18 protein-coding genes are annotated in these 17,373 nt (G+C 71.7%); 14 read left to right on the top strand and 4 right to left on the bottom strand.

The genetic code is table 11. The annotated features are described in order from the left end of the window. Positions 1–10 precede the first annotated feature (10 nt). Positions 11–1,387 (bottom strand): dihydrolipoyl dehydrogenase, encoded by a 1,377-nt coding sequence (gene lpdA / locus AB3M81_RS06155; RefSeq protein WP_412903023.1) that lies wholly within the window; start codon positions 1,385–1,387, stop codon positions 11–13. A 145-nt stretch (positions 1,388–1,532) separates the two neighbouring features. On the opposite strand from lpdA, the gene AB3M81_RS06150 reads away from it, so the two are divergent. Further along, a complete protein-coding gene (locus AB3M81_RS06150) occupies positions 1,533–2,081 on the top strand; it encodes a hypothetical protein (RefSeq protein WP_412903022.1) in 549 nt (182 codons plus the stop codon). Between the two features lie 6 nt (positions 2,082–2,087). Here AB3M81_RS06150 and AB3M81_RS06145 read toward each other — a convergent pair whose 3' ends face one another. Both AB3M81_RS06145 and AB3M81_RS06140 read right to left on the bottom strand, forming a co-directional pair. Beyond that, positions 2,088–3,395 carry a serine hydrolase domain-containing protein gene (locus AB3M81_RS06145; RefSeq protein WP_412903021.1) on the bottom strand — a complete coding sequence of 436 codons (1,308 nt, stop codon included), beginning with the start codon at positions 3,393–3,395 and terminating at the stop codon, positions 2,088–2,090. A 2-nt stretch (positions 3,396–3,397) separates the two neighbouring features. Continuing rightward, a complete protein-coding gene (locus AB3M81_RS06140; protein WP_412903020.1) occupies positions 3,398–4,804 on the bottom strand; it encodes a leucyl aminopeptidase in 1,407 nt (468 codons plus the stop codon). A gap of 34 nt (positions 4,805–4,838) precedes the next feature. On the opposite strand from AB3M81_RS06140, the gene gcvT reads away from it, so the two are divergent. After that, positions 4,839–5,939: a glycine cleavage system aminomethyltransferase GcvT gene (gene gcvT, locus AB3M81_RS06135; protein ID WP_412903019.1), complete on the top strand. Its 1,101-nt coding sequence runs from the start codon at positions 4,839–4,841 to the stop codon at positions 5,937–5,939. Further along, positions 5,939–6,133: a hypothetical protein gene (locus AB3M81_RS06130; protein ID WP_412903018.1), complete on the top strand. Its 195-nt coding sequence runs from the start codon at positions 5,939–5,941 to the stop codon at positions 6,131–6,133. The genes gcvT and AB3M81_RS06130 overlap by 1 nt, the downstream gene beginning before the upstream one ends. A gap of 19 nt (positions 6,134–6,152) precedes the next feature. On the opposite strand, the gene AB3M81_RS06125 is transcribed toward AB3M81_RS06130, so the two are convergent. Continuing rightward, positions 6,153–6,701 carry a DUF3043 domain-containing protein gene (locus AB3M81_RS06125; RefSeq protein WP_412903017.1) on the bottom strand — a complete coding sequence of 183 codons (549 nt, stop codon included), beginning with the start codon at positions 6,699–6,701 and terminating at the stop codon, positions 6,153–6,155. Positions 6,702–6,756: 55 nt separating this feature from the next. Here AB3M81_RS06125 and AB3M81_RS06120 point away from each other — a divergent pair, with 55 nt between their 5' ends. The 11 genes from AB3M81_RS06120 to AB3M81_RS06070 all read left to right on the top strand — a co-directional run bounded on the left by AB3M81_RS06120 (position 6,757) and on the right by AB3M81_RS06070 (position 17,298). Next, the gene (locus AB3M81_RS06120; RefSeq protein WP_412903016.1) at positions 6,757–7,452 is read left to right on the top strand and encodes a PspA/IM30 family protein; all 696 of its coding nucleotides are present in this window, start codon (positions 6,757–6,759) and stop codon (positions 7,450–7,452) included. Further along, positions 7,427–8,320, top strand: a complete 894-nt coding sequence (gene htpX / locus AB3M81_RS06115) for a zinc metalloprotease HtpX (RefSeq protein ID WP_412903015.1) — start codon at positions 7,427–7,429, stop codon at positions 8,318–8,320. Before AB3M81_RS06120 ends, htpX begins: the two co-directional genes overlap by 26 nt. Before the next feature lie 2 nt (positions 8,321–8,322). Then, positions 8,323–8,892, top strand: a complete 570-nt coding sequence (gene pspAB, locus AB3M81_RS06110) for a PspA-associated protein PspAB (protein WP_412903014.1) — start codon at positions 8,323–8,325, stop codon at positions 8,890–8,892. 46 nt (positions 8,893–8,938) lie between these two features. Further along, positions 8,939–10,210, top strand: coding sequence for an aspartate aminotransferase type Ic (locus AB3M81_RS06105; RefSeq protein WP_412903013.1), 1,272 nt, complete (start codon positions 8,939–8,941; stop codon positions 10,208–10,210). A 1-nt stretch (position 10,211) separates the two neighbouring features. Then, entirely contained in the window at positions 10,212–11,321 is a 1,110-nt protein-coding gene (locus AB3M81_RS06100; protein WP_412903012.1) for a glycerate kinase family protein, read from the top strand. Between the two features lie 115 nt (positions 11,322–11,436). Next, positions 11,437–11,811 carry a HesB/IscA family protein gene (locus AB3M81_RS06095; RefSeq protein WP_412903011.1) on the top strand — a complete coding sequence of 125 codons (375 nt, stop codon included), beginning with the start codon at positions 11,437–11,439 and terminating at the stop codon, positions 11,809–11,811. Between the two features lie 76 nt (positions 11,812–11,887). Then, positions 11,888–12,895: a carbohydrate kinase family protein gene (locus tag AB3M81_RS06090; protein ID WP_412903010.1), complete on the top strand. Its 1,008-nt coding sequence runs from the start codon at positions 11,888–11,890 to the stop codon at positions 12,893–12,895. 92 nt (positions 12,896–12,987) lie between these two features. Next, on the top strand, positions 12,988–13,836 hold the full coding sequence (gene ctaC, locus AB3M81_RS06085; RefSeq protein WP_412903009.1) for an aa3-type cytochrome oxidase subunit II: 849 nt from the start codon (positions 12,988–12,990) through the stop codon (positions 13,834–13,836). After that, positions 13,836–15,593: an aa3-type cytochrome oxidase subunit I gene (gene ctaD, locus AB3M81_RS06080; protein ID WP_412903008.1), complete on the top strand. Its 1,758-nt coding sequence runs from the start codon at positions 13,836–13,838 to the stop codon at positions 15,591–15,593. The genes ctaC and ctaD overlap by 1 nt, the downstream gene beginning before the upstream one ends. Before the next feature lie 3 nt (positions 15,594–15,596). Continuing rightward, positions 15,597–15,992: a cytochrome c oxidase subunit 4 gene (locus tag AB3M81_RS06075; RefSeq protein ID WP_412903007.1), complete on the top strand. Its 396-nt coding sequence runs from the start codon at positions 15,597–15,599 to the stop codon at positions 15,990–15,992. A 91-nt stretch (positions 15,993–16,083) separates the two neighbouring features. Next, on the top strand, positions 16,084–17,298 hold the full coding sequence (locus AB3M81_RS06070; protein WP_412903006.1) for a L,D-transpeptidase: 1,215 nt from the start codon (positions 16,084–16,086) through the stop codon (positions 17,296–17,298). Positions 17,299–17,373 lie beyond the last annotated feature (75 nt).

Genomic DNA, 17,373 nt, shown 5'->3' with positions numbered 1-17,373 from the left:
TCCTTGGTTCTCAGGCGTGCGAGTGCAGCGGCTTGCCGGCCAGGGCGAGGGCGGCCTCGCCGAGGGACTCGTTCTGGGTGGGGTGGGCGTGGATGAACTCGGCGACGTCGTCGGGGTAGGCCTCCCAGCCGACCCACAGCATCGCCTCGCCGATCTGCTCGCCCATGCGCGCGCCGATCATGTGGACGCCCACGATGGGCCCGTCCTTCTCGCGGACGACCTTGACGGTGCCGGCGGTCTGGATGATCTGGCTGCGGCCGTTGCCGCCGAGGTTGTACTCGACCGTCTCGACCTCGCCGTGCTTCTCCTTGGCCTGGGCCTCGGTGAGGCCGACCGAGGCGAGCTCGGGGTCGCAGTAGGTCACGCGGGGGATGTTGGCGTCGACGATCGGGCGCGGGTTGAGGCCCGCGATCTCCTCGGCCACGAAGATGCCGTGCGCGAAGCCGCGGTGGGCCAGCTGCAGGCCGGGCACGAGGTCGCCGACCGCGTAGACGCCGTCGACGTTGGTGCGCAGGCGCTCGTCGGTGGGAACCCAGCCGCGGTCGACGTTGACGCCGGCCTCCTCGAAGCCCAGGCCCTCGGAGCGCGGGCCGCGGCCCACGGCCACCAGGACGACGTCGGTCTCGATGGTGTCGCCGTTCTCGAGCGTGACGACGGCGGCGTTCTCGTTCTGCTCGACGCCGGTGAACTTCACGCCGGTCTTGAACGCGATCTTGCGCTTGCGGAAGGCGCGCTCGAGGCCCTTGCTCAGGACCGGGTCCTCGAGCGGGACGAGCGTCGGCAGCGCCTCGATGATGGTGACCTCGGTGCCGAAGGAGCGCCAGGCGGAGGCGAACTCCACGCCGATGACGCTGCCGCCGATGATGACGGCGCGCTTGGGCACCTCGTCGAGCTGCAGGGCCTGGTCGCTGGTCATGACGCGGCCGCCGATCTCGATGCCGAGCGTGCGCGGCTGGGAGCCGGTGGCCAGCACGACGTTGGTGCCGGTGTAGCGCTGGCCGTCGACCTCGACGGTCTTGGCGTCGACGAGCCTGCCCTCGCCCTCGATGACGGTGATGCCGCCGGACTTCACCAGGCCGGTCAGGCCGCGGTACAGGCGGTCGATGACGCCCTGCTTGTAGGCGTTGACCTTGGTCATGTCCACGCCGTCGTACGAGGTGTGGACGCCGATCGAGTCGCCCTCCTGGGCCGACTGGGCGACCTCGGCGGCGTGCAGCAGCGCCTTGGTGGGGATGCAGCCTTCGTGGAGGCACGTGCCACCCACCTTGGCCTTCTCGATCATGGCGACGGTCTTGCCGAGCTGGACGGCGCGCAGGGCACAGGCGTAGCCCCCGCTTCCGGCTCCGAGAATGACGATGTCGAACGAATGGGGTGCGTCGTCGGGCACGATGTCCTCCGGGTAGGTGGTCTGCTGTCATCTTGTCACTTGCCCGGTGAGAACTGCCACCGGGGCGGGACAAGCCAGAAGTGACTTCGCGGTAGGTTCGGCCGTCCTCCCGCGGGTGATGGGACCGGTCCGGCAGAATTGCCGCGTGGGTCTGTTCAAGCGCCGTCGCCGCACGGCCTCAGGGGCGGTCGTGTCCGATCGCGATGCCAGCCGTGCCGATCTCGCGGCGCTGCGCGAGTTCGCCGAGTCGCGGTCCGGGGTGGAGGCGTACGTCGAGCCCAAGACCACCGTCACGCAGACGACGCTCGTGCTCGTCGCGTCGGACGGCGAGTGGACGCGGCGCCGCATCCCCAACGAGAAGGCGGCGGCCGACCTGGCGCGCAGCCTGCGGATCCCTATCTACGACGCGAACCGGGTGGGGTACCCGCAGCGGATGCGCGACTACAACGCCCGCAACTCGGCGCGCAGGACCAGCGTGGACGTCGAGCGGGGCGACTACAGCGCCGCGCAGTTCGGCGCGATCATGACGCTCGAGACGATCGCCGGGATCGACCCGCTGCCGCGGAATCCCTCCAAGGGCGACCTCGAGCGCGTGCTGCGCGCCGCGCGCAGCCAGGCGCACCCCGATCGCAACGGCGGCGACCGCGACCGCTGGGACAAGGTCGAGCAGGCCGCCCGCAAGCTCGGGCTCTAGCTGTACTCAGTGCCAGCCGCGCGGGTCCAGGCTGCCGGGGTGCTCCACCGCGGGGTCGTAGGGCTCGCGCGAGAGGACGAACGACGCGAGGTCGAGCGCACCGTCGGGCCGCACGACCAGTCGCTCGCCGGCGAAGTAGGTGTCCAGGCCGCGCCAGCCGTCGCCGTCGCGCACGAAGCGTGAGCGCCGGTTGCCGTTGAGGTCGCTGAGGTGGAAGCCGTCGGCCGTCGCCTCGAGCCGGTAGGGGACCGCGCCCCAGTACCAGTCGCCGACGAGCGGGGCCACGTCCTCGAGCGGCTCGACGGGAGCCGCGACACGGTCGGGCAGGCTTGCGCGCGCCGTCTCCAGCAGGGCCTCGTGGAGGTCGCCGACGCGCAGGGTGTCGTTGACCAGGACCACGACGCCGAGGCCGGTCTCGGGCTCGGCGGCCAGCATGGCCAGGAACCCCGGCATGGACCCGCCGTGGCCGACCTGGCGCCCGGAGCCCGCGCCGGGCCAGATCCGCCAGCCGAGCCCCTGCGCCGAGGCCCAGGGCACGCCGGGACGGTCGTCGACCGCGAGGGGCACGGTCATCTCGCGCCACGTCGCCTCGGCCAGGACCCCGCCGGTGCGGCCGCCGGCGAACGCGGCCCAGCGGGCGAGGTCGTCGACGCTCGACCAGAGCTGGCCGGCCGGCGCCATGGCGCCCGCGTCGTGGTGCGGCTCGACCATGAGCCGCTCGTCGACCGGGTGGTGCGACAGGCCGACGGCGGCACCGTCGCGCGGCTCCGCCGTGATGCCGGTGAGCCCGAGGGGCTCGAGGATGCCGCGGCGGACGGCGTCGAGCCACGAGGTGCCGCGCAGGACCTCGACGAGCCGGCCGAGCACCGCGAAGCCGACGTTGGAGTAGTGGAACCGCGTCCCCGGCGCGTGCACGAGGCGCTGACGCATGGCGACGAGGTCGTCCCAGTCGCCGCCGGCCGTGCGCTCCCACCACGGCCCGTTGGTCTCGGCCTGCAGCCCGGACGTGTGCGTCAGGAGCTGGGCGACGGTGACGTGGCCGAACGGGACATCGGGCAGGTGCCGGCCGACGGGGTCGGCGAGGTCGAGGCGGCCCTCGTCGCGCAGGCGCATGACCTCGACGGCGACGAACGTCTTGGTGATGGAGCCGATGCGGTACTGCGTCGCCGTCGTGGCGGGCGGGCCGTCGCGGCCGTCGAGCGTGCCGACGGCGCCGGACCACACGAGCTCGCCGTCGCGGACGACCGCCGCGGCGACGGAGGCCGCGCCGGTCCCCTCGCGCTCGGCGGCGAGCAGGTCGTCGAACGACGACATGGTCAGCCCAGGTCGCGGGCGAGGCGGACGAGCGTGCGCACGCCCGCGCCGGTGCCGCCGACGGGCGTGTAGTCGAACGCGCCGGCGTCGTTGAACGCCGGGCCGGCGATGTCCAGGTGCGCCCACGAGCGCTCGGCGACGAACTCGCGCAGGAACGCGGCGGCGTACAGCGTGCCGCCGTACGGCTTGGGGTTGTGCTGGCGCAGGTCGGCGATCGACGAGGTCGAGACCGCGCTGATGATCTCCTCGGTGATCGGCAGGCGCCACATCGGCTCACCGGCGGCCTCGCCCGCGGCCAGGACGCGCTCCTCGAGGTCGGTGTCGTTGCCCAGGACCGCCGTCGTGCGAGTGCCGAGGGCGACCATCGCGGCGCCGGTCAGCGTGGCGGCGTCGACGATGTGGTCGGGCTCGGCCTCCACGGCGAGCGCGAGGCCGTCGGCCAGCACGAGGCGGCCCTCGGCGTCGGTGTTGTGCACCTCGACCGTGGCGCCCGAGCGCATGCGCAGCACGTCGCCGGGACGCGTCGCGGTGCCGCTGGGCAGGTTCTCGGCGATGCACGCGAACGCGGTGACGCGGATCGGCAGGCCGAGGCGCGCGATCGCGTGCGTGGCGGCGACGATCGCGGCCGCGCCGCCCATGTCGCACTTCATCGTCATCATCGAGGCGCCCGGCTTGAGCGACAGGCCGCCGGAGTCGAACGTGATGCCCTTGCCGACGAGGGCCAGGTGCTTCGTCGCGCCCTCCGGGGCGTACTCGAGGCGCACCAGGCGGGGCGGGGCCTCGGAGCCGCGGCCGACGCCGAGGATGCCCCCGCAGCGCTCCTGCTCGAGGCGGGCCTCGTCCCAGACCTCGACCGTGACGCCCTCGGGAGCGGTGGCGCCGATCGCGTCGGCGAAGGCGGGCGGGCGCAGGTCGGCGGGGGGCGTGTTGACCCAGTCGCGGGCGAGGCAGGTGGCCTCGGCGACGATCACCGCCTCCTCGACGAGGGCGGCGGCGCCGTCCTGCTCGCCGAGGATCGTGACGGACTCGACGACCGTGGTCTTCTCGCGCGCCTTCTCGCCCTTGTACTCCAGGTACGCGTAGGCGGTGAGCACCGCGGCCTCGGCGATCGCGGCGAGGTCGGGCTCGGCGACGCGCGACGGGTCGATGCCGATCGTGGTGGCCTTCGGCACGGCGCGCAGGCCCTTCGCGACCGCGCGGCGCTGCTGCTCGGCCGAGGCGTCGGCGGGCAGCGAGACCCACGCCGTGAGCTGCGCGTCGCCGCTGGGGACGACGGCGACCTGACCGGTCTCGCCGGTGAAGCCGAGCGCGGACCACGGCGTCCCCGAGGGGAGCTCCGATCCTGACGGCAGCAGGGCGATGACCGCATCGACGGAGGGCAGGGAGGCGCTCAGCTGGACCAACGACATGGTGGCCACTGTAGTCAGCGGTAGTTTGACCCGCATGGACCTGCTCCAGTCGCCGCTGCACCAACGACACGAGGCGCTCGGCGCCAAGTTCGCCGAGTTCGGCGGATGGTCGATGCCACTCGAGTACGCCGGGGGAGGGGTGCTCGCCGAGCACAAGTCCGTCCGCGAGGCCGTCGGCCTGTTCGACGTGAGTCACCTGGGCAAGGCGCTCGTGCGCGGGACGGGCGCGGCCGACTTCGTCAACCAGTGCCTGACCAACGACCTGCGCCGCATCGGCCCGGGCCAGGCGCAGTACACGCTGTGCTGCTCCGAGGACGGCGGCACGGTCGACGACCTCATCGCGTACCTGCGCAGCGACTTCGAGGTCTTCCTCATCCCCAACGCCGCGAACACCGCCGAGGTCGTGCGCCGGCTCCGCGCCGCCGCCCCCGAGGGAGTGGACGTGGAGGACCAGCACCGTGACCACGCCGTCCTGGCCGTCCAGGGCCCGCTGAGCGACGAGGTGCTCGCGGCCGTCGGCCTGCCGACCGACCACGACTACATGTCCTTCACGACCGGCACGGTCGAGGGCATCGAGCTGACGGTGTGCCGCACGGGCTACACCGGCGAGCGCGGCTACGAGCTCGTCGTCGCCGCCGAGGAGGCCGGGCCCGTGTGGGACGCGGTCATGGCAGCGGGGGAGCGGCACGGCATCCGCGCGTGCGGCCTCGCCGCCCGCGACACCCTGCGCACCGAGATGGGGTACCCGCTGCACGGCCACGAGCTGTCGGCAGAGGTCTCCCCGGTGATGGCGCGCGCCGGCTGGGCGGTCGGCTGGTCCAAGCCCGCGTTCTGGGGCAAGGCGGCGCTCGAGCGCCAGCGTGCCGAGAAGGCGGTCCGCACCCTGCGCGGCCTGCTGGCCCAGGGCCGCGGCATCCCGCGCCCCGGCATGAGCGTGCGCGGCGACGACGGCGCCGAGCTGGGCGAGATCACCTCCGGCACCTTCTCGCCGACACTGCGCCAGGGCATCGGCCTGGCGCTCATGGAGCCCGGCGTGCCCGACGGCGCGACCGTGACCGTCGACGTGCGCGGACGGCAGGAGGCCTTCACGGTCACCAGGCCGCCGTTCGTCCAACCCTCCACGAAGGAGTCCTGATGACCTGGACCTGGCAGTACGAGAACAGCGCCGGCGAGGCCGTCGGCACGTCCGAGGAGTTCGACCAGCGCAGCGACGCGGAGTCCTGGATCGGCACGTCGTTCGAGGACCTGCTGGAGGAGGGCGTCGAGCAGGTGCGCCTGCTCGAGGACGGCACCGAGGTCTACGGGCCGATGGGGCTGCGCCCGGAGTGATCCGGGCGGCCCGTCCGGGTCAGTACCGCTCGCGCAGCGGCTGGCCGATCTCGATGGCCGGCTTGGGCAGGCGCATGCGGCGCAGCTGCGTGCTGCGCAGGACCGCGTAGAGCACGGCGCCGCGGCGCTCGGCCTTCGTGAAGCGCCTCTTCAGCTCGCGCTTGAGCGACACGACGAGCCAGATCTCGTCGAGGACGGTCGCCAGGATCGTGACGGTCCACAGCGAGAACACCGCGGAGGCGGCCGCCGGGAAGAAGCTCATCACCAGGATCACGACGAGGATCGGCAGCATGAACTCGGCCACCGTGCGGCGGCGGTCGACGGCGTCGCGGGCCAGGGCGCGCGAAGGGCCGCGGTCGCGCGGCGGCAGGTCGGCGGTGGAGCCCGTGCCCATGAGGGCGTCGCGCTGCTTGTTGCGTGCCGCGCTGCGGCGGCGGCGGTCGCGCTCGGCCTGCTCGCGGCGGGTCAGCGGTCGCTTCATCTGCTGCTTGCGGGCGGCTTCGGCCTCCTTGCGGCTGCGGGTGGGTCCACCCTTGCCGTGAGGCGTTCCGTCGGCTGCGTCGTTCACGCTGCGACCCTACAAGGGCGCGGCGACCGCTGGAGCGCGCGGCTAGGGTGGGGCCATGGCAGACGGTGGCATCTGGGCACGGCTCACGAAGGTGTTCCGCGCGCGGACGGCCCAGGACGACTCCCGCGACGTCGAGGGCCTGCGCGAGCGGCTCGACGAGGCGTACCGGACGCAGTCGCAGCTGCTGTCCCAGGTGCGCCGCGGCGTCGCGGACGTCGTCACGAGCCGCAAGCGCGTCGAGATCCAGCTGTCCTCGCTGCGCCGCGAGATCGACGCCGCCGGCACGGAGGCCAGGACCGCCGTCGACCGCGGTGACGACGCGGCCGCACGCCGCGCGATCGAGCGCCAGGTCACCTTGGAGAACGCCGCCGCCGAGCTCGAGGACCGCCACACGCAGCTGCGCGACGAGGAGGACCGCCTGCGCGACTCCGAGGGCGCGATCGAGCGGCGCATCGAGGACTTCCGGCTGCGCAAGGACACGCTCACGGCGCGGTACTCGGCGGCGCAGGCGCGGGCCGAGATCAACGACGCGACCACCGGGATCGGCTCCGCCGCCGGCGAGGTGGGCCAGCTGATGGCCGACGCCGAGCGCCACACACGCGAGCTCGAGGCCACGGCGGACGCGGTCGACGAGCTGATGAACGAGGGCATCATCCGGCGCCCGGGAGAGACCGAGGACGAGGCGCTGCGGCGCCGCTTCGACGAGGCATTGGAGGGCGGCGACGATGGCCCGCACCAGATTTCGCAGTGACCGCGGCCTGACGCTGCGCATGGGCGGCGTCGGCCTCGGGCTCGTGCTGCTCTACGTCCTGTTCGGCGCGCTGCTCGTGTCGATGACGTCCAGCATCTGGCTCGCGGCGTTCATCGTGTTGGCGATGTCGTGGGGCCAGTGGTACTTCTCGGACTCGCTCGCGCTGAAGTCGATGGGCGCGCACGTCGTCGAGCCGCACCAGGCGCCCGAGCTGCACGCCATGATCGACCGGCTCGTCGCCCTGGCCGACATGCCCAAGCCGCGCGTGGCCGTCGCGGTCACCGACATGCCCAACGCCTTCGCCACGGGACGCTCGCCGAGTCACTCGGCGGTGTGCGTCACGACCGGCATCATGCAGCGCCTCGACGCCGACGAGCTCGAGGGCGTGCTCGCGCACGAGCTGGCCCACGTCGCCAACCGCGACGTCTCCGTCATGACCGTCGCCTCGTCGCTCGGCCTGCTCGCGGGGTTCCTGACGCGCTGGGGCATGTGGTTCGGCGGCGGCAGCCGGGACAGGAACAGCGGCCCCGCGATGATCGTCGTGGTGCTCGTCAGCCTCGTCGTCACGGCCGTCAGCTTCCTGCTCACCCGGGCGCTGTCGCGCTACCGCGAGCTGAGCGCCGACCGGTCCGGCGCCTACCTGACCGGCCGGCCGTCCAAGCTCGCCTCCGCGCTCGTGAAGATCTCCGGCGACATGGCCCGGATCCCCACGTCCGACCTGCGCGAGGCCCAGTCGATGAACGCGTTCTTCATCGCGCCCGCCGTCAACGGCCAGTCGGTGCAGGAGCTCATGTCGACGCACCCGTCGCTGCAGGCGCGCCTCGACCAGCTCGCCCGCATCGGCGCCGACCTGTCCGAGCGACGCTGAGCATGGGGTTCCTCGACGGCCTGCTGGGCCGCTCCAAGCCCGCCAAGGCCGACCTCGACGTGCTCTTCCGCGTGCCCCAGGCGGCGCTCACGCTGCAGGCGGAGGGCTTCGCGTTCAGCGGCCGCGGCGCGGTGTGCTTCCGCGACGCGGACGGCCGCGCCGACGACGAGCTCATCGCCTCCGCGCAGGAGATGATCCGCACCGACCCCGACGCCTCGGTCGAGCTGCTCCACGACGAGTTCGGCTTCACGTGGCTCGAGGTCACCCGGCCCACGGGCGACGTGAGCGGCCTCGTGACCGACCTGCACGCGGTCAACTCGACCCTCGCCGACCACGGCTTCGACGCGGGCCTGCTGTGCTCCACGGTCGTGTTCGAGCAGGACGGCCGGCGGCTCGCGCTGGTCTACCTGTTCAAGCGCGGCACGTTCTACCCGTTCGTGCCCGACCCGGCGGCCGCGCGCCGGCGCGACAACCCCGTCGAGCTGCAGATCCGCGCCCTCGTCGAGGGCGACATCCCGATCGAGGCGGACCTCGGCCGGTGGCTGGCGATCTGGGGCGCGCCGGGGCTGTGACGGGCCCCGGTCCCGGCGCCACCGGCGTCCGGCCTCGCGATACCTTGTGGGCGTGACCCTCGACTCCCTCTCCCGCGACCAGCTCGAAGCCCTCCTGGCGGAGCAGCAGCAGGCGTACGCCGCGCTGCAGCAGGCCGGCCTGAAGCTCGACATCACGCGCGGCAAGCCGTCCGCCGCCCAGCTCGACCTGTCGAAGGACCTGCTGACGACGCCCCTGGAGGACACGACGTCCGACGGCGTCGACGTGCGCAACTACGGCGGCGGCACGGGCCTGCCCGAGCTGCGCGCGATCTTCGCCGAGCTGCTGGGCATCCCGGTGGAGCAGCTCGTGGCCGGCAACAACGCGAGCCTGTCGATGATGCATGACACGCTCGTGTTCGCCCTGCTGCACGGCACGCCCGAGGGCGGCACCCCGTGGAAGGACGGGCCGGTCAGGTTCCTGTGCCCGGCGCCGGGCTACGACCGCCACTTCGCGATCTGCCAGCACCTGGGCATCGAGATGATCACGATCGACATGCTCGAGGACGGCCCCGACATGGCCGCCGTGCGCGAGCACGTCGCCGACCCTGCGGTCAAGGGCATGTGGCTCGTGCCGACCTACTCCAACCCCACCGGCGCGATCGTCAGCGAGGAGGTCGCCGCCGAGCTCGCCTCGCTCGAGACCGCCGCGCCGGACTTCCGCATCATGTGGGACAACGCGTACGCCGTCCACGACCTCACCGACGAGCACGCGAAGTCGGCCGACATCCTCGGCCTGTGCACCGCCAGCGGCCACGCGAACCGCGCCCTGGTGTTCGCCTCCACCTCGAAGGTCACGCTCGCCGGCAGCGGCGTCAGCTTCCTGGGCGGCTCGCCCGAGAACGTCGCCTGGTACCTGTCGCACACCGCCGTGCGCACGATCGGCCCGGACAAGGTCAACCAGCTGCGCCACGCGCGGTTCCTGGGCAGTCCGCAGGGCGTCCTGGACCTGATGGCCCGCCACCGCGAGATCCTGCGGCCCAAGTTCGACGCGGTGCAGCAGATCCTGTCCGAGCGGCTGGGCGAGCACGGCGTCGCCACCTGGACCACGCCGAAGGGCGGCTACTTCGTCAACCTCGACGTCGTCGACGGCACCGCCACGCGGGTCGTGCAGCTGGCGCGTGAGGCCGGCATCGCGCTGACTCCCGCGGGCGCCTCGTTCCCGTACGGGAAGGACCCGCGCGACCGCAACATCCGCATCGCGCCGTCGTTCCCGCCGCTGGAGGAGCTGACCCGCGCGATGGAGGGCCTGACCACCTGCGTGCTGCTCGCGGCCGCCGAGAAGGCACTCGCCGCCTGACGTGCGCGTCGTCGTCGCCCCGGACAAGTTCGCGGGCACCCTGACCGCCCCGCAGGCCGCCGAGGCGATCATCGCGGGCTGGCGGCGCGCGTCGCCGGGCGACGAGCTCGTCGCCGCGCCCATGGCGGACGGCGGGCCGGGCTTCCTCGACGCGCTGCAGGGCGCGTACGGCGACCGGGCCCGGCTCGACGTCGTGACGGTCCCCGGACCGCTCGACGACCCGACGCCCGTCGGCCTGCTCGTGGCCGGCGACACGGTGTACCTGGAGTCGGCCCAGGCGTGTGGCCTGCACCTGACCGACGAGCGGCGCCCGCTCGACGCCACGACGGTCGGCGTGGGGCGGGCGCTCGCCGCGGCGGTGGACGGCGGCGCGCGACGGATCGTCGTCGGCCTCGGCGGCAGCGCCACGAACGACGCCGGCGCGGGACTGCTGGCCGCCCTCGGCGCCACCGCCGACGTGCCGCTCGACGGCGGGCCGCGCGGACTCGAGGGCGTCACGCGCGTCGACGTCGAGGCCGCCCGGCGCCGGCTCGCCGGAGTCGAGCTCGTCGTGGCCGCCGACGTCGAGACGACGCTGCTCGGCATGTTCGGCGCGACGCGGACGTTCGGGCCGCAGAAGGGCTTGGGGGAGGAGGAGATCCTCACCGTCGACCACCGGCTCGACCGGTTCGTCGACGCCGTGTGCGGGACGACCCCCGCGGAGCGCCGCGTCGCGGACGCGAAGGGGGCCGGTGCCGCGGGCGGCCTGGGCTTCGCGCTGCTCGTGCTCGGCGCCGAGGTGACCTCCGGCATCGCGCTCGTCGCCGAGGCCACCGGGCTGGACGAGCTCGTGGCCGGCGCCGACCTCGTGATCTCGGGGGAGGGGTCGTTCGACTACTCCTCGCGTGCCGGCAAGGTCGTGCACGGCGTCGCGACGATCGCGATGCGGCACGCGCGGCCCTGCATCGTGCTGGCCGGGCGCGTCGACGTCGGCAGCCGCGAGATGCGTGCGCTCGGCGTCGAGTCGGCGCACGGCCTCGTCGACCGGGTGGGGGAGCAGGCCGCGCTCGGCGAGCCCGGCCGCCACCTGGCCGACCTCGCGGCCCGCGTCGCGCGCTCCTGGCGGGTCTGAAACGTGGCGCGTGGCGGGAACCGTCACGGGCGGCGCGTACGATGGGGAATCGAACCGGATCGTCCTGCGTTGCACCAGTGACAGCCATGATCCATCCGTCGACCGAGGAGCCTCGATGACCGCCACGGACCAGACCAGCACCGACACCGCCACCACCGCGCCCGCCGACGGCGTCACTCTGACCGCCGGTGCGGCCAGCAAGGTCAAGAGCCTGCTGGACCAGGAGGGTCGCGACGACCTGGCGCTGCGCATCGCCGTGCAGCCCGGCGGCTGCTCCGGCCTGCGCTACCAGCTCTTCTTCGACGAGCGCTCGCTCGACGGCGACGAGATCCGCGAGTTCGACGGCGTCAACGTCGTCGTCGACCGCATGAGCCTGCCGTACCTGCACGGCGCCTCGATCGACTTCGTCGACACCATCGAGAAGCAGGGCTTCACGATCGACAACCCGATGGCCACGGGCTCGTGCGCCTGCGGCGACTCGTTCCACTGAGTCACACCTCACACCTGCGCTGATCGGGGCGTGCCGCCATTTCGGTGGCGCGCCCCGATCGCCTATTGTGGCGGCCGTGCATCTTGCAATCGCCGGCTCGGTCGCGACCGACCACCTGCAGACCTTCGACGGCAGGTTCTCCGACTCGCTCGTCCCCGACCAGCTGGACAAGCTGGCGGTGTCGTTCCTGGTCGAGGACCTCGACGTCCGTCGCGGCGGCTGCGCCGCCAACATCTCGTTCGGGCTGGGCAGCCTGGGCCTGCACCCCACGCTCGTCGCGGCCGTCGGCCGCGACTTCGTCGACCAGGGCTACCAGGCCTGGCTCGAGGAGATGGGCGTCGACTGCTCGCGCTTGCTCGTCTCGCCCTCGCTGCACACGGCGCTGTGCACCATCACGACCGATGCCGCGCACGCGCAGATCGTGACGTTCTACCCCGGGGCGATGGCGCAGGCGCGCGAGATCGACATCGCCGCGCTGCACGCCGAGTCGCCCATCGACCTGCTGCTGATCGGCCCGGACGACCCGGAGGGCATGCTGCGCCACACGCGCGCCGTCCGCGAGCTGCAGATCCCGTTCGCCGCCGACCCGTCCCAGCAGCTGGCCTGGGCCGACGGCGAGCTCATCCGCGACCTCATCGACGGCGCGGCCTACCTGTTCAGCAACGACTACGAGGCGGCCCTGATCGCCAAGAAGACGGGCTGGAGCGACGCCGACATCGCCGAGCGCGTGGGCGTCCGCGTCGTCACGCACGGCAAGGACGGCTGCGTCGTCATCGCCGCCGACGGCACGCGGCACGAGGTGCGCGCCATCGAGGGCGTCACGGCGGTCGACCCGACCGGCGTCGGCGACAGCTTCCGCGCGGGCTTCCTGGCCGGCGTCGCGGCGGGCCTGGGCCTCGAGCGCGCGGCCCAGGTGGGCTGCACGATCGCCGCGAGCGTCGTCGAGACGATCGGCACGCAGGAGTACCGGCTCGAACGCGCCGGATTCCTCGATCGCGTCGAGTCGACGTACGGCGCGCAGGCCCGTGCCGACATCGGCGCGGCCCTGTCGATCACTCACGACGAGGTCGTCAAGCAAGGCTGACCTAACCCTTGGCGCAGGGGTCCGCCTGCGTTACTGTTCTTCAAAACCACCCTGTGGTCTAGATCTTCTGAGAAAGGCGCTCCGTGGGTCGGATGAAACTGGCGGTGTTGACCGCCCTGGCTGCCCTCATGCTCGGCGGCTGTTCCCCCTTGGACGAGTCGGACCTGAACCGACTCGCGCTCCCTGTCGCCGGTTCGGACCGGTCCATTCACATGTGGCACCTGTGGCTCGGCACCTGGATCGCCGTGCTCGTCGTGTTCCTGCTGGTCTTCGGCATGATCATGTACGCGCCGATCCGCTACCGCCGCAAGAGCGTCGACGAGCCGGCGCCCGTGCAGGTCCGCTACAACCTGCCGCTCGAGGCGCTGTACACGATCGCCCCGGTGATCATCGTCGCCATCTTCTTCTTCCACACGGTGCAGTCGCAGAACGCCCAGCTGGAGGAGGTCGAGAACCCCGATCACACGATCGAGGTCGTCGGCAGCAAGTGGCAGTGGACGTTCAACTACCTCGAGGGCGCGCCCGGCGGCCAGCCGGTCTACGACCAGGGCGACACCGCCAAGCTCCCCGAGCTGTGGCTGCCCGTCGACGAGTCCGTGAAGTTCGAGCTCATCTCGCCGGACGTCATCCACTCGTTCTGGGTCCCGGAGTTCTACTTCAAGATGGACGTCGTCCCGGGCAAGATCCCCGGCAAGGACGGCAACAACTCTTTCACCATGACGCCGAACCGTGAGGGCACCTTCACCGGCCGCTGTGCCGAGCTCTGCGGCGTCTACCACACCCGCATGCTGTTCAAGGTCAAGGTCGTCTCCGCCGAGGAGTACAAGGCGCACCTGGCCGACCTGGAGGCAGCCGGACAGGTGGGCAAGCCCAAGGGCTCCACCACGTCTGAGACCGTCGCCGGCCTCGAGGGCAGCGGCGAGAACGAACCGGAGGACTGATGGCGACCGCAACCTTCGACGCACCTGAGGAGCGCACCATCCTGCCCAAGAGCAGGGAGCGCTCGTTCGGGACGAAGGCCTTCACGCTGCTGACGACGACCGATCACAAGGTCATCGGTCAGATGTACGCCGCGACGACCTTCTTCTTCTTCATCTTCGGCGGCATCCTGGCGCTCATCATCCGCGCCGAGCTGGCCCGCCCGGGCACCCAGGTCGTCGGTGACGAGACCTACAACCAGCTGTTCACGATGCACGGCACGATCATGCTGCTCATGTTCGCGACGCCGCTGTTCTTCGCGTTCGGCAACATGATCATGCCGCTGCAGATCGGCGCGCCCGACGTCGCGTTCCCGCGCCTGAACATGTTCAGCTACTGGCTCTACCTGTTCGGCTCGCTGATCGCCGTCTCGGGCTTCGTGGTCCCCGGCGGCGCGGCCAGCTTCGGCTGGTTCGCCTACATGCCGCTGTCGGACTCGATCAACACCCCGGGCGTGGGCGGTGACCTGTGGGTCATGGGCCTGTACATGTCCGGCCTGGGCACGATCCTGGGCGCGGTCAACTTCATCACCACGATCTTCACGATGCGCGCGCCGGGCATGACCATGTTCCGGATGCCGATCTTCGTGTGGAACACGCTGGTCACCAGCATCCTCATCATCGTGGTGTTCCCCGTGTTCGCCGCCGCGCTGCTCGCGCTGGCCGCGGACCGCATGGTGGGAGCGCACGTCTTCGACCCGGCCACGGGCGGACCGATCATGTACCAGCACCTGTTCTGGTTCTTCGGCCACCCGGAGGTGTACATCATCGCGCTGCCGTTCTTCGGCATCATCACCGAGGTGCTGCCGGTCTTCAGCCGCAAGCCGGTCTTCGGCTACGTCGGCCTGGTGGCGGCCACCCTGGCGATCGCCGTGCTCTCCGCCGCGGTGTGGGCGCACCACATGTTCGTGACCGGCGCGGTGAACCTGGCGTTCTTCAGCTTCATGACGTTGTTGATCGGCGTGCCGACCGGCGTGAAGTTCTTCAACTGGATCGGCACGATGTGGGGCGGCTCCGTCTCCTTCGACGCGCCGCTGCTGTTCGCGCTGGGCTTCCTGACGACCTTCCTCTTCGGCGGCCTGACCGGCATCGTGCTCGCGTCGCCGGCGCTGGACTTCCACCTCTCGGACACCTACTTCGTGGTGGCGCACTTCCACTACGTCGTGTTCGGCACGGTCGTGTTCGCGATGTTCGCCGGCTACTACTACTGGTGGCCGAAGATCACGGGACGGATGCTCGACGAGAAGCTGGGCAAGATCCACTTCTGGCTGCTGTTCGTCGGCTTCCACCTGACCTTCCTGGTGCAGCACTGGCTGGGCGTCGAGGGCTTCCCGCGCCGCTACGCCGACTACCTGCCCACGGACGGGTTCACGCGCCTCAACGAGATCTCCACGATCGGCGCGTTCCTGCTCGGCGCCTCCACGCTGCCGTTCATCTACAACGTGTGGAAGTCGCGCAAGGCGCCCATGGTCAACCAGGACGACCCGTGGGGCTGGGGCCGCACGCTGGAGTGGGCCACCTCGAGCCCGCCGCCGCGCCACAACTTCGTGTCGCTGCCGCGCATCCGCTCCGAGAGCCCCGCGTTCGACCTGCACCACCCGGACGTGGTGGCGCTGGAGATGGCACAGAACCCCGAGGCCAACGAGCCCGGTGCGGACACCCCCGATCTCGAGGGACGCAGCGAGGCGCTCGGCCAGAACAACCCCAAGGCTGGTGAGTGAGGCATGCGCAAGGAGTTCTGGCTCTTCCTGAGCTGTGGCGTCTTCTTCGTGATCGTCACGCCCGTCTACTGGGCGCTGGCGCACGAGGTGACCGGCACCGTCGCGCTGGTCATGGCGATGCTGCTGTTCTTCATGATCAGCTTCTACCTGTACTTCGTGACCCGGGCCATCCCCGAGCGTCCCGAGGACCGCAAGGACGGCGAGATCGTCGAGGGAGCCGGGGAGCTGGGGTTCTTCCCCCCGTACAGCTGGTGGCCGCTGTTCGCCGCGATGGCGTTCGGCGCGCTGATGCTGGGCGTCGTCTTCGGCTGGTGGCTGTTCATCCTGGCCGTGCCCTTCGGCGCGATCTGCGTCGTCGGCTGGCTGTTCGAGTACTACCGCGGGGCGCACGCTCACTGAGCCCGACCCGCTCCCGACACGCCCCGGTGCCCGTGCACCGGGGCGTGTCGCATGTCCGGGTGGTTCGGCGCGGCTGCCTAGACTCTCAGTCGTGAGTCCCGTTCGTCGAGTGCTGCCGGCCGTGCTGGCGGCACTGCTGCTCCCGCTCGCCGCCTGCATCGACGGCGGCGGCGTCGCCAACCCCGTGGACGCGGTCGTGCCCCAGGACCCGATCTCGATCACGCCGAGCGTCCAGGACGGGGCGACGGACGTCGCCGTCGACACGATCGTCCACGTCGACGGCTTCGACGGAGAGCTGTCCGAGGTCTCGCTGACCTCGAAGGACGGCTCCGAGACGGTCCCCGGCGAGATCCACGGCATCCGCTGGACGGCGTCGGACTACCTCGAGGCGGGCACGTCGTACGTGCTCAAGGCGACCGGGACGGGTGATGACGGCGAGGACGCGACCTCCGAGACGACCTTCACGACGCGGGCGCTGTCGCTCGACGAGCAGACGTACCCGTCCGTCGCGCCGCTGCAGGGCGAGACCGTCGGCATCGGGATGCCGGTCATCGTGTCGTTCGACGTCCCGGTCACGGACCGCGCGGCGTTCGAGCGCCGGATGAAGGTCACGGCGCAGCCGGCCGCCGAGGGCGGCTGGTACTGGCTCAGCGACAGCACGGCGCACTGGCGGCCGAAGCGGTACTGGAAGCCGGGCACGAAGGTCTCGGTCGACCTGGATCTCAACAGCGTCCCGGCGGGCAACGGCGTGTACGGCCAGCAGGACCAGCACATCGACTTCCGCGTGGGCCGGTCGGTCGTCTCGACCGTCGACACGAAGCGGCACCGCATGACGGTGCGGATCGACGGGAAGGTGGCGCGCCGGATGCCCGTCACCACCGGCGACGCGCGGCACCGCAGCCGCAACGGCGTCAAGGTCGTCATGGAGAAGCACGCCACGATCGACATGGACGCCGCCACGACCGGCGTGGACTCCGACGACCCGGACTACTACAACATGAAGGGCGTCAAGTGGGCGATGCGCCTGACGAACTCGGGCGAGTTCGTGCACGCGGCGCCGTGGTCGGCCGGCAGCCAGGGCCGCGCCAACGTGAGCCACGGCTGCGCGGGGCTGTCCACGGCCGACGCGGGCTGGCTGTTCCGCCACAGCCGCCGCGGCGACGTCGTGCGCTACGTCGGCAGTCCGCGGCGGCTGGAGCCGGCGAACGGCTGGACCGACTGGAACCGCTCGTGGAGCGAGTGGCTCGAGGGCTCCGCGCTCGCGGGCGAGGCCACTGCGACGCCCACGCCGGCCACGGGCGCCTGAGCCTCAGCCCTTCGCGGCCTTCGCGGCCGCCTTCTGCTCGCGCTTGAACTCGCGGACCTTCGCCAGGGACTCCGG

Source organism: Aeromicrobium jepli (assembly GCF_047246605.1).
In the GTDB taxonomy this organism is placed as follows: domain Bacteria; phylum Actinomycetota; class Actinomycetes; order Propionibacteriales; family Nocardioidaceae; genus Aeromicrobium.
Note: the sequence above shows the minus strand (reverse complement) of the source record. Positions and strands in the feature narration are given on the sequence as shown.